This is a genomic window from Thauera sp. 28, from assembly GCF_000310145.2.
GTDB lineage: Bacteria > Pseudomonadota > Gammaproteobacteria > Burkholderiales > Rhodocyclaceae > Thauera > Thauera mechernichensis.
Genome location: NZ_AMXA01000007.1, coordinates 89,474 through 102,008 on the forward strand (window position 1 = coordinate 89,474; position 12,535 = coordinate 102,008).

The window sequence follows — 12,535 nt, forward strand, 5'->3', positions numbered from 1 at the left end:
CATCAGCGTTCAGCCGTCTGCTGCAGCATCGACTGCAGCGCCGGGCCGGCATCCTCGATGAAGGCCTTCAGGCGGGCCTCGCCGGTCTCGCCATGACCTTCCACATACGCGGTGCTGAACATGACCACGGCCGAGTCGTCACCTTCGCCCGTGAGGCGCGACAAGGCAAGATAGACCTTCGCAACATAGGGACTCACCGTCCACCGACCGTCGATCCAGTTGGTGTACCAGACCATCATGCGCCGCCCGTCGTTGCTGAGCATGGTCAGGCCACGCAAGGGAACGGCACGATCGCCAATCTGAATCGAGTGCAGGCTCTCGCCCGTGCGCCGCCACACCGGGTGCTTGCTGACCAGCACCCGGTTGTCGAAGTTGATGAGCTCCTCGCCAGGCCCCTGGTTGCGATAGAAGCCGACATAGAGACCGACTGCCCCATCTTCGCCGGCCCAGGTCTGGGTGAGCTTGCCGCGCATGCCGGAATAGCTCGGCTCCCACTCCGGCAAGCTGGCAACGCTCGCCGGCTGCCACGTCGCAGGCAGGGAAAATGCCGCGAACGCCACCGGCCCATGCTGCCCCTGGCGATCGATGAAGGCCAGCACCGGGTTCCACATCGACACCACCACGACGGCCGCGACCAGCCAGCCGGCACGACCGGCACGCGCAGTACCGGCCGTCGTCGGTGTCGAGACCGGTGCCGCCGGCGCCGACTCCTCGGGCTCCTGCCAGCGCGAACCGACCCAGAACAGGATCATGATGATGATGCCGAAGAACACCCAGCCATAAATGAGGTGGTCCGCCCCGGCAGCCAGCTTGTTGTCGGTGAGATGGCCGAGCATCACGATGCCGTAGGCGCGCAGCCAGTTGGCGAACACCGGCAGAACGATGGAGGCGGCGACAAAGATGAGCCGCCGGCGGGTCGAGGTGTAGTTGAGATAAGCGAACAGGCTGCCGACCACCACCGAGGCCATCAGGTAGCGCACGCCGCTGCAGCCCTCGACCACTTCCCAGCGCCCCGACGGGATGACCAGGTTGTAGCCTTCGGCATAAACCGGCACGCCCGACGCGCGCACGGCCCAGATGATGAAGTTGGCGGTCCAGTCCATCATGCTCGGGAACATGAACTCGCCGAACGGCACCATGAAGAACAGGAAGCCGATCGGGAAGGCATAGGTGCGTATCACCGCCGTGCCCATCACCGCCCAGACAAAGGCCACCAGCATGCCGACGACGGCGAACTGGGACACGGCATCGACGCTGGCAAGCTCGCCGAGCAGCCATGCAAAGCCCGCGCCGACGCCAAGCACGACGCCCAGCAGCGACGGTTCGATCGGCAGGTTGCGGATGAAGTGGCGCCGCCGCCAGACCAGCCAGGCCGAGATCGGTGCAATCACGAAGCCGTGGGCGAAGGTCTCCGAGCGATCCCAGATGTGGACCATCGCCATGAAGGTGTCGCGGTACCAGAACAGCAGCCACAGCAGACCGACGGCAAGTACCGCGAGGTGAAGCCTGCGTGCGGGCGCATCACCTGCAGCGTTGGCTTGGCCAGGATCGTGGCTGGCATTGGTCACACTCATTGCACCTTCCTTCATGTTCATTTGCGCCTTGCTTCCTCGCCCTGCATCGCATCCTGGTAGGCCGCAAGCAGTTCGGCACGCACCGAGGGCCAGCAGTAGCGTTGCACCTCATCGAGCCCGCGCGCCCTCAGCGCCTCGTAAAGGGCCGCATCATCCAGCACCACCCGCACCGCCTCAGCAAGCGCCGCTGCATCATCGACAGCGACAAGCATCGCAGTTCGCCTATGCTCGACCATGAAGGGGATGCCGCCGGCCGCGGTCGTGACCACCGGCAGGCCGCTTGCCAATGCCTCGAGGATCGCGTTGGGCATGTTATCCACTCTGCTCGCATTGAGCATGAGATCTGCATCACGGTAGAGCGCAGCCATCTCGTCGCGATCGAGCCGACCGCTGAACCTGACACGGTCGGCGACGCCAAGTTCGCGCGCAAGCCGTTCCAGCGCCTGCGCCTGAGGTCCTTCCCCGGCAAGTGTCAGGGTCGCCGCGGGATAGTGCGCGGACAGCAGTGCGAACGCATGCAGCGCAGTATCGTTGCCGTAGATGGCTTCGAGATTACGCGCCACCAGCAGGTGCGGGGCCGCAGCCGGCCGACGCGGCTGCGGCGCGGGATGGAAGCGCGCCAGGTCGATGATGTTGGGAACGATGCGCGCCGGCATGCCATGCTGCGCAAAGACCTTACGCAGAAAGCCGGAGGGTACGGCAAGCAGCGCAGCACGGCGCATGCTCGTGCGCACGGCACCGGCGGCGTGCGCAAGAAAGCTGCCGGCCTCGCCACCGCGGTAGTTCACCACCACCGCCACGCCACGCAGGCTCGCAATCCACACCGCAGGGGCCGCGAACAAGTGCCAGGACCAGCCCGAGTTGGCCATCACATGGGCAACGTCTGCCCGCCCTGCCCCGCGCCAGAGCTGGACGAGATAGGGCAGCAGCCGAAACAGGGCGCGGATGCCCTTGAGACGTTCGGCCCATGCCGGACGATACGGCGCATTGACGCGCACCAGCTCGACGCTCGCCCCCTCGCTGCGCAGCAGTTCGGCGAGCTGCCGCGTCTGGTTGGCCATGCCGCCGGCGGGGGGCGGCAACGGCCCGACGAGCAGGACACGAAGACCGGAAAACGACATCCGCGTGCGCTCAGGCTGCGCGCCGGGTACGACCGGCGAGTGCCTCATACACTGCACGGTAATGGGCGACGCTGTTCGTCCAGTTTCGCACTTCCTCGACAAAGTGGCGCCCTGCCGCGCGCATGGTCGGCCAGCGTCCGCGGTCGGCGAGCATGGCGTCGATGGCGGCGGCGAGTGCCTCGGCGCTCCCGGCCTTGAACAGCTTGCCGGTCTCGCCGTCGCGGATCAGTTCCTTGTGGCCGCCGACGTCCGAGGCCACGAACAGCCGCCCCTGGGCCATCGCCTCGAGCGGCTTGAGCGGAGTGACGAGTTCGGTCAGGCGCATGGAGTGACGCGGATAGGCAAGCAGGTCGATCTGGTCGTAGTAGCGACTGACTTCGCTGTGCGGCACCCGGCCGGTAAACACCACCTTGTCCGCCACCCCCAAACGCTCGGTCTGAGCCTTTAGCTTGGCGTCCTGCGGACCGCCACCAACCAGCAGCAGACGCAGATCGGGGCGCTTGGCGAGCAGCGCGGGGAAGGCGTCGAGCAGCAGATCCAGGCCTTCGTAGGCGTAGAACGAACCGACGAAGCCGATGGTCGTGCAGCCCTCCAGCCCCAGCTCCCGGCGCAGAATCGGGTCCGCGTCGCCCGAGAGCTGAAAGCCTTCTACATCCACCGCATTCGGGATCACCGTGACCCTGGCCGCCGGAATGCCGCGCGCGACGATATCCGCGCGCAGGCCTTCGCAGATGGTGAAGGCGTGATCGACCCGCTTGAGCGCCCAGGTCTCCATGGCACGCGTGGCGCGATAACGCAGGCTGCCCTCGGCCGTCGTGCCGTGATCGACCGCAGCGTCTTCCCAGAAGGCGCGAATCTCATACACCACCGGGATTCCAAGCCGCTTGCCCACGCGGATGGCGGGGATGGCATTGAGCACCGGCGAGTGCGCGTGCAGTACATCGGGCCTGAGCTCCCGCGCAAGCTGCTCCAGCCGGGCCTCGGTCGCACGCATCAGGCGCAACTCGTTGATCCCGGCCGGGCCGGGCGCAGGCACCGGACTGCGGTAGAAGCGCAGGCCGTCGACATCCTCCACCTCGGCCGCAACCTGGCCCTGCTTGGGCGACGTCAGGTGAAAGGTCTCCCAGCCCAGTGCCCGCTGCTCACGCAGGATGGCTGCAGTGCGGAAGGTATAGCCGCTGTGCAGCGGGATGGAGTGGTCGAGGATGTGAAGGATGCGCATGAGATTCAAGCCGCCGCAGCCACTTCCGCTGGCGCGCGTGTCGGTGCGGTGTTGTTCCTGATGAAGGCTTCGAACATCAACAAGGTCCACAGCGGCGCGCTGTAATCGCGGGCGCCGGACTGATGAGCGTCGACCAGATGCTGGAGGTAGTCACGGTTGAATATACCGGTCGCGGCCAGGGTTTCGCCCAGCACTGCGTCACGCACGCGCTGCTTGAGCGGGCCGCGGAACCAGCGTGCAAGCGGCACGGCGAAGCCCATCTTCGGACGGTAGAGCACATCGTCGGGGAGGAAGGGCTCCATCGCCTTCTTGAACAGGTACTTGCCTTCGTTGCCCTGGATCTTGAGGCCGGACGGCAGCGTGGCGAGCCATTCGACGAGCTTGTGGTCCATCAACGGTTCGCGCACTTCCAGCGAATGGGCCATGCTGGCGCGGTCGACCTTGGTGTTGATGTCGCCGACCAGGTAGGTCTTGAGATCGAGGTACTGGATGAGGGCGAGCGGATCGTCGGTGTTGGCGGCGCCGGCATGGCGGCGGAAGACCTCGAGCGCGTCGTAACCGCCGAGCCTGGCGCGGAAATCCGCGCTGAAGAGCTTGTCGCGCATGTCGCCGCGCAGGATGGAGACACTGTGAAAGTAGGCCTCGGTGGCGTCGCGCGCCATGGCCTGGAAGGTGGTCTTGGCGCGGAACACCCGCGGCGCCCAGTCAGCCTTGGGATAGAGGCGGCCGAGCAGGCCGAACATGGGCCGGCGCACGCCCATCGGCAGCGCAGCGCGCATCTTCTCTTCCAGCAAATGCATGCGATAGCGGCGGTAGCCACCGAAGCTCTCGTCACCGCCATCGCCGGACAAGGCCACTGTGACGCGCTTGCGCGCAAGCTGGCATACCCGATAGGTGGGGATGGCGGAACTGTCGGCGTAGGGCTCGTCGTAGAGCGCGGCCAAGGTGTCGATGAGGTCGAAGTCGTCGGACTTGACCGTCTCGACGAAGTGGTTGGTGCGGTAGCGGTCGGCGACCTTCTGGGCGAATTCCGATTCGTTGAACTTGGGGTCGTCGAAGGCGATGGAGCAGGTGTTCACTGGCTCGCTGGAGAGCCCGGCCATGGTGGCGACGACCGCGCTGGAGTCCACCCCGCCTGACAGGAAGGCACCCAGCGGCACCTCGGCAATCATGCGCAGGCGCACGGATTCGCGCAGGCGCTCGGTGAGCTCTGCGGTGGCTTCCTCGAGGCTGATGTCGTTGTCGAGCGTGAAGCTCACGTCCCAATACTGCCTGGGCTCGGGGATGGGCTGGCCGCGGCGGATGCAGAGCGATTCGCCCGGGCCGAGCTTTCTGGCGCCGCGGAAGATGGTGCGCGGCTCGGCGACGTAGCCCAGCGCAAAGTACTCCTCCACCGCCAGCGGGTCGATGCGGCGATCCAGATCGGGGTGTTGCATCAGCACCTTGAGCTCGGAACCGAAGGCGAGCGTGCCGTCGGGCAGCAGCGCGTAGAACATTGGTTTGACGGCGAGGCGGTCGCGCGCCATGAAGAAGGTGTCGCGGTTGCGGTCGTGCAGGGCGAAGGCGAACATGCCGCGAAAGCGCTGTACGCAGTCCTCGCCCCAGGCCTCCCAGGCGTGCACGATGACCTCGGTGTCGCTGCGGGTGTGGAAGACGTGACCCAGCGCCTCGAGTTCGGGCACCAGCTCCTGGAAATTGTAGATCTCGCCGTTGAACACCACCGCCACCGAGCCGTCCTCGTTGAACAGCGGCTGCTGGCCGGTGGCAAGATCGATGATGGACAGCCGGCGGTGCGCAAGCGCCACGCCGGGCTCGAAGTGGTAGCCGCCTTCGTCCGGGCCGCGATGGTGCTGGACGTCATTCATGCGCTGCATGAGCGCGCGCTCGAAGTCGCGCTTGCCGCGGGTATCGAAAAGGCCGGCGATGCCGCACATGGTCGGGCTTCCTTTAGGATCTGGCAGGCGCTACGCCGGCGCGCTGCAGGAGTTGGTCATACATTGCGGTGTAGCGTGCCACCATGCCGTCGAGACTGAAGCCGTGCTCGACGCGTCGGCGGCCTGCCGCCCCCTGCGTTTGCCGCAATGCAGCATCGGAAGCGTAGCACAGCAGCGCCTCGGCCATGCGATCCGGGTCCTGCGCGGGCACGAGGGAGCCGGTCTCGCCCTCGGCAACCAGCTCGCCGTTGCCGCCGACTGCGGTGGCGACCACTGGCAGGCCGCTGGCCATGGCCTCGAGGATGGTGTTGGAGATGCCTTCGGCCTGCGAGGGCAGCACGAAAACGTCGAGCGCACGCATGACCGCCGGAACATCCGTGCGCTCGCCGGCAAGCCAGACCGCGTCGCCGATCCCGGCGCGGCGGATCTCGGCCTCGACCTCGCCGCGCAGCGGGCCATCGCCGGCAATGATCAGGCGCAGCCTCTGCCCCACCCCACCCCGTGCGCGGGCAAGCTCGAAGGCACGCACCAGGGTGAGTTGGTCCTTGACTGCCTGCAGCCTGCCGACGGTGCCGACGACGACCACGCTCGCATCGGCGAATGGGCTGCCGGCCAGGATCTGGCGCGCACCGGTTGCGGCGGGGGTGAAACGCAGGGTGTCAACCCCGTTGCAGATGCGCTCGACACGCGCGGGCGCGATCCCGACCCGCCCGGTCAGGTAGGACTCGATGTGGCCCGAGAGCGCAACATAGCGGCTCACGAAGGGGCTGTAGAGGCGCCGCAGCACCTGGAACTTGCGCCGAGTGCCGCCAGGGTCGGAGACGTCCCAGCCGTGCTCGCCATGCACCCGCACCGGAACACCCGCCAGACGCGCCGGCACGACCGCCTCGAGCGCGGCAAGGTTGCGGCTGTGCACGATGGCTGGGCGCCGCTCACGGAACAAGCGGTACAGGCGCGGATAGAGCTTGATGCCATGACCAGCAGGCTTGTGCAGCGACACGAAGCCGACATCCTCACGCCGGATGCGCTCGCAGAACCCTTCGGCACAGCGCGTGAGCGCAACCACCGTGTGGCGGTAGCGCTCCGGCGGCATGCGATTGATGAGGTTGACCACGCCGTTTTCCAGCCCGCCGACATCGAAACTGTAGACGAGGTGCATCACCAGCGGCCGCAGTTCGCGCATCAAGCCACCTGGGACGGTGCAGCGTCGGCGAGTTCGCCGATCACGGTCGGAATGTCCTCCTGGCCGCCGGGCTCGGGCGGTTGCACGTCGAGCAAGCCGTCGAGCACGCGCAGATGCGCCGACCAGCTGTATGCGCGCAGCACGCAGTCAAGCGCCGCCTCACCCATACGGGCACGGCGAGCGTCATCGCCAAGCAGACCGAGCACACGTGCAGCAAGATCCGCCTCGTCGGCAGCCACCTCGCAGTCGCGGCCGTTCTGCGCGGCGAGCCCGGCTGCGGGCGCCTGGGTAAGCACCACCGGGCGCGCCATGGCCATGGCCTCGAGCACCTTGTTCTGGATACCGCGCGCAATGCGCAGCGGGGCGACAACGACCTGCGCATGAGCGAGAAAGGGGCGCACATCCGGCACGGTACCCGTGACGACCACGCCGCTGCCCTCGGCAGCCAGTGCCTGCACGGCCGGCGCCGGGTTCATGCCGACGATCCAGAAGCGCACCTGAGGCTGCTCGGCGCGGATGCGCGGCAGCACCTCGCGGGCGAACCAGGTTACGGCATCGATATTCGGCCAGTAATCCATCGCGCCGCTGAACACCAGCACCGGCCCACCCGGCGGATACGGTGACTCGAAACGGTGTTCAGGCGAGAAGTACTCCGCATCGACCCCGTTCTGCATGACGCCGACACGCGCCGAAATCTCGGGCGCCGCGCCACGAAAAAGCTCGGCCTCGGCCTCGGTGACGAACAGGCTGGCATCGCAGCGCGCTGCGCTGGCACGCTCGAAGGCAAGCAAGCGCTCACCCTCGCGTCGATACAGCCAGGACATGGGCCAACGCCGGTCACTGGCGTACTGCGACCACTTGGCTGAATCCACGTCGCAGAAGTCGATCACCCGTCGATCGAGTCCAGGCAGATCCAGGTACTGTGCCATCGGCCCCGAGAACGCAACCGCGCTGCGGATGCCGTGCTCGATGACAACCCGGCGCACCCAGGCGCGCAAGCGCGGGCTGCGGTAATAGGGCAGGCTCAGCGCCTCGCCGCGCAACAGGCCGCGCAGGCTGGCAATGCGGCGGATACCGGGTTCGATGGGCACCACGCAACTGTGTTCACACCACTTGCGCAAGGCCGGGATGTGCTGCTTGTCGTCGGGATGGTCGACGAAGCAGCCCAGGAAGACGCGGTGGGTCCGCGCAAGCTGGCGCAGGATGTTGAACGAGCGCACCTTGTCGCCCTTGTTGGGCGGGTACGGAACGCGGTGCGTCAGGTAGAGCAGTGGGGGGCGGCTGTCCTCCACCGCCCTACCCCAGGTTACGCACGATATGTGGCCCCAGGCGGTTGGCGACGCCAATGGGCAGACGCTTCCACAGCGCAATGAAGGCGCGGTACTTGGGGTTCATCGGGTTGTTCTGGGGCACGCTGTCGCGCTTGTAGAGACGGTACTCGTAGGACAGCGGCTGCGGATCGAAGCCCCAGTTCTTCTTGAAGCTGTATGGACCCGTGCCGACCTTGCTGCGACCATAGTCGAAAACCTTGCAGCCGCGCTCGCAGGCGCGCCGCATCAGCTCCCAATACTTGAAGTCGTTGGCAGCGAGATCGCGCGCAGCGGTATCGTCACCCGCGTAGTAGGGCAACACCTCGTCGCGGAAGTAAAAACTGAGCACGCTCGACAGCGGCTTACCCGCCGGGTCGGTCACGGTGAGCACCTCGCAGGCCTCGCCGAAAACCGCCTTGAGGCGTTCGAAGAAGGTCTTGGGCAGTGCGGGCGTGCCATGGCGAAGCACGTTGTCTGCATAGAGGGCGAAAAAGCGCTCGATGTCGTCGTCTACGTGGCTGACAAGGCCGTTCTTGATGCCTTTGCGCACCATTGCGCGCTGCTTGCGCGGGATGGCGAGCATGTTGGCCTCAACATCGGGCAGCAGGGCCTTGCGGAAGGTGACGTAGAGCTCCTGGCGCGGCCAGTCAGCATGCACCGGCTTCAGGTTACGGTACTCTGTGTGCTGCACACCAAGCGCGGTTGCCAGAGCCTCTGCCCGCATCTCAAGCATGTGGAAGACTTCGGGACCCGCATCGACGTCGGCTGCAATTCCACCATACACGCAGAAAGGCAGCGAGGTCAGCGCATGCCCGAACACGCGGCTACGTACCTCGGCCAAGGGCAGCACGGCGACGATATCGCCCGCGCGCTCGGCATACAGGTAGAAGCTGCGGTGCTTGAACACGCCTTCCAGGATGTCGCGCCAAGCCGACAGGTGGAAGAACGTGGCCTGCGGGCACCGGCGCACGAAGTCATCCCAGCGCTCGACCTCGGCAGGGGTGAGCATGCTGACGTGAATCGGCAGTCTGTCCATTGCGCGCATCCCGCTCCAGTCTGGTTCAGGCGGCGTCGCGGAAGACTTCGTCTGCGCGCCCCCAGGAAAAATCGGAAAGCAGGCGATCGAGCCGTGCTTCGGTGTGTTCAAGGTTAATGTAGTGCCGGAAGCGGGTTTTGGCTGTGGCGTCGGTCACACGCGGCTGCTCGGGGTCAATTTCCCAGGGGTGGAAGTAGAAGATCGCCGGCCTGCGATCATCGGCATTGACACGGGCAATCTGCCAGCGCGACAAGGAATAGGGCAACAGACGGAAGAAGCCGCCACCACCGGCGGGCCAGTTGCGCCCGAACATGCGCACGGTACTGACGGGAACCTCGACCAGTCCGTTGGGCAGGCGCCAGGGGAAGCGTGGCGCATCGGGGATACCGTAGTGGTCGTGTTTGACCGGGTACACGCTGGAGCTGTACCGGTAACCCGCCTCGGCAATGCAGTCGTGCGCCCACAGGTTGGCGGTGCCGATCGAGAAGCTGGGCGCGCGATAACCGGTGACCGGCTGACCGGTGATGTCCTCGAGGACAGCCTTGGCGAGACGGATGTCGGCGCTGAAGGACTCGGGCGTGAGGTCACTGGCACGTTCATGGGCATAGCCATGACTGGCCACCTCATGCCCTGCGCCGGCAATACGGCGTACCAGCTGCGGATAGCGCTCGGCGACCCATCCCAGGGTGAAGAAGGTACCGCGCGCACCGTGACCGTCGAGCAACTCGAGGATACGGTCGACGTTGCGCTCGACGCGGCAAGGCACACTGTCCCATTGACTGCGCGGAAAGTGCGGCGCAAGCGCGGAGACCTGGAAGTAGTCCTCGACGTCGCAGGTGAAGGCATTGGTGATACGGGAACTCATTGCAGCCTCAGGCCTTGCTGTCGTGGGCGAGCAGCCAGTCGTGCAGGTGGGCGGCGATGCGCTCGGCGCAGCGGCCGTCCCAGTACTCGGGCACGCGGCCCGCCTTGCCACCGGTCGCGAGCACGCTGTCGGCTGCCGCGATGATGGCTGCAGGGTCCACCCCGACCAGGGTGTTGGTGCCCTGCTCGACCGTGATCGGGCGCTCTGTATTCTCACGGATGGTGATGCACGGCACGCCAAGCGCAGTGGTCTCCTCCTGGATGCCGCCCGAATCAGTCAGCACCATGCGCGCACCGGAGAGCAGACCGAGCATCTCGAGATAGCCCTGCGGCGGCAACAGCAGGAATCCGGGCGTATCGATGCGCCCGAGCATGCCGAAGCGCTCGAGGTTGGCGCGCGTGCGCGGATGCAGCGCGATGACCAGCGGCAACCTGGCACTCACGACATGCAATGCCTCGATGATCGGCCCAAGCACTTCCGCATGGTCGACGTTGGATGGACGATGCAGGGTGACAACACCGTAGCCCCCCTCGATGCGCTGCGGGTCGAGACCGGCCGCAGCCAGCAGGCTTGCGGCGGGTACGGCCTTGGGCAAGCTCGCGCGCAGGCTGTCGATCATGACGTTGCCGACGAACACCGCACGCTCGGGCGCAATGCCTTCGCGCGCGAGGTTATCGTGGGCGGAACGCTCGGTCGTATAGAGCACGTCGGATATCTGGTCGGTGAGGATGCGGTTGATCTCTTCGGGCATACGGCGGTCGTTGCTGCGCAGCCCAGACTCCACATGTACCACCGGAATGTGACGCTTGCTCGCAACCAAAGCGCACGCCAGCGTCGAGTTAACGTCACCCACCACGAGCACGGCGCGCGCACCGTGCTCGTCGATGACGGGCTCGAAACGCTTCATGACCTCGGCCGTCTGCACTGCATGCGACCCCGAGCCAACCGCCAGGTTGACGTCGGGCTCGGGGAGCGCCAGGTCGGCGAACAAGCGGTCCTTCATTGCCGGGTCGTAGTGCTGCCCGGTATGCACCAGCAGCGTACGGATCGGCGGATTGTGCGCAGCGAAGGCGCGGATGATGGGTGCAACCTTCATGTAGTTCGGGCGCGCCCCGACCACGCAGATGACCGGGGGTAGCTCATCGATCGGCAACGGGCTCACTGGCGCTCCTCCCCTGCGGGTCTCTCACGACGTACTGCCTGAAGCAACTGGGTGAGCAGGCCGAGGGTGGCGGCGGCAGACTGCTCCAGCCCTGCCAGGCGCGCCTCGATGCGTTGAAGGTCGTAGCCGGCCGCAAGTCCGGCCGCCCGCTCGGCAAGCTCAGGCGACACCTGCAGCCGATCAAGATCCAGCTGGATTGCTTCAATCCCTGCCTGCGCCGTGGCTACGGCATTGACGGCGCTGTCGAGCGCACCCGTGAGGCTTGCGTCCGGACTGCTCTCGATCGGCAACGGCCGCCGCGGCGCAGCGAACTCCTGCTTGAGCTCATCGATGACCTCGCGAACATCGTCCTCCGCGATGACATGACGCTCAGCAATGTAGGCAGCGAGCATGAGCCGGTCGCACAAGGTGTTGATGCGGCGCGGAATGCCCCCGGTGTAGCCGTAGATTGCCGTATAGGCCCCGGGCTGGAAGATCGGATCGCCCGCCCAGCCAACGTGTGTCAGGCGATGCTCGATGTAGCCCTGGGTTTCCTGCAGGTCGAGCGGACCAAGGTGGTAGGACGCGATCACGCGCTGACGCAACTGCTGCATCTCACCGCGCTGCATGATGTCGCGGAACTCGGGCTGGCCGACCAGGAAGCTTTGCAGCAGGGCATGGTCTTCGAGCTGGAAGTTGGACAGCATGCGCAGTTCCTCGACCGCCGCCGGCGTGAGGTTCTGTGCTTCATCGACGAGCAGCAGGGCGCGCTTGCCGGCTGCGGCAACCGACACCAGATAGGTTTCGAGCGCGAGCAGCAGCCCCGCCTTGTCGAGGCTTCGGCTGGGCACGCCGAAGGCGGCCGCGACCATGCGCAGCATATCGCTGGCATCGATCTGCGTACTGACGATGTTGGCAGCGACCACCTTGTCCGGATCGAGCTGCTCGAGCAGGCTACGCACGATCGTGGTCTTGCCCGCGCCGATCTCGCCGGTGATGACGATGAAGCCCTCGCTCTGGTGCAGACCGTACTCGAGATAGGCCATTGCACGGCGATGCCCACGGCTGCCATAGAAAAACGCGGGGTCGGGGTTGAGCTGGAAGGGCTTGCCGGAAAGCTTGAAGAAGGATTCGTACATCAGGGTTCCG

Annotated in this window: 10 protein-coding genes; all 10 read right to left on the minus strand. The window is 66.1% G+C overall.

The genetic code is table 11. From position 1 onward, the window contains the following. Window positions 1-2 precede the first annotated feature (2 nt). From xrtA to C662_RS07690, 10 genes are read right to left on the minus strand one after another with little or no spacing between them, the layout of a single operon-like run. Entirely contained in the window at window positions 3-1,574 is a 1,572-nt protein-coding gene (xrtA, locus tag C662_RS07645; protein ID WP_232433240.1) for an exosortase A, read from the minus strand. Between the two features lie 17 nt (window positions 1,575-1,591). Continuing rightward, window positions 1,592-2,695, minus strand: coding sequence for a glycosyltransferase family 4 protein (locus C662_RS07650; protein WP_002926887.1), 1,104 nt, complete (start codon window positions 2,693-2,695; stop codon window positions 1,592-1,594). Between the two features lie 10 nt (window positions 2,696-2,705). Next, window positions 2,706-3,917, minus strand: a complete 1,212-nt coding sequence (locus C662_RS07655; protein WP_002926888.1) for a TIGR04063 family PEP-CTERM/XrtA system glycosyltransferase — start codon at window positions 3,915-3,917, stop codon at window positions 2,706-2,708. Window positions 3,918-3,922: 5 nt separating this feature from the next. Continuing rightward, entirely contained in the window at window positions 3,923-5,851 is a 1,929-nt protein-coding gene (locus tag C662_RS07660) for an XrtA/PEP-CTERM system amidotransferase (RefSeq protein ID WP_002926889.1), read from the minus strand. Between the two features lie 13 nt (window positions 5,852-5,864). After that, entirely contained in the window at window positions 5,865-7,034 is a 1,170-nt protein-coding gene (locus tag C662_RS07665; RefSeq protein ID WP_002926890.1) for a TIGR03088 family PEP-CTERM/XrtA system glycosyltransferase, read from the minus strand. Next, complete coding sequence (locus C662_RS07670) at window positions 7,034-8,326, minus strand: TIGR03087 family PEP-CTERM/XrtA system glycosyltransferase (RefSeq protein WP_002926891.1); 1,293 nt, start codon at window positions 8,324-8,326, stop codon at window positions 7,034-7,036. Before C662_RS07670 ends, C662_RS07665 begins: the two co-directional genes overlap by 1 nt. Before the next feature lie 4 nt (window positions 8,327-8,330). Further along, the gene (locus tag C662_RS07675; protein ID WP_037984287.1) at window positions 8,331-9,380 is read right to left on the minus strand and encodes a FemAB family XrtA/PEP-CTERM system-associated protein; all 1,050 of its coding nucleotides are present in this window, start codon (window positions 9,378-9,380) and stop codon (window positions 8,331-8,333) included. Window positions 9,381-9,405: 25 nt separating this feature from the next. Then, complete coding sequence (locus C662_RS07680) at window positions 9,406-10,245, minus strand: XrtA system polysaccharide deacetylase (protein WP_002926893.1); 840 nt, start codon at window positions 10,243-10,245, stop codon at window positions 9,406-9,408. A gap of 7 nt (window positions 10,246-10,252) precedes the next feature. Continuing rightward, window positions 10,253-11,407, minus strand: a complete 1,155-nt coding sequence (gene wecB / locus C662_RS07685; protein ID WP_002926894.1) for a non-hydrolyzing UDP-N-acetylglucosamine 2-epimerase — start codon at window positions 11,405-11,407, stop codon at window positions 10,253-10,255. Next, window positions 11,404-12,525, minus strand: a complete 1,122-nt coding sequence (locus C662_RS07690) for an XrtA/PEP-CTERM system-associated ATPase (protein ID WP_002926895.1) — start codon at window positions 12,523-12,525, stop codon at window positions 11,404-11,406. Before C662_RS07690 ends, wecB begins: the two co-directional genes overlap by 4 nt. Window positions 12,526-12,535: the final 10 nt, after the last annotated feature.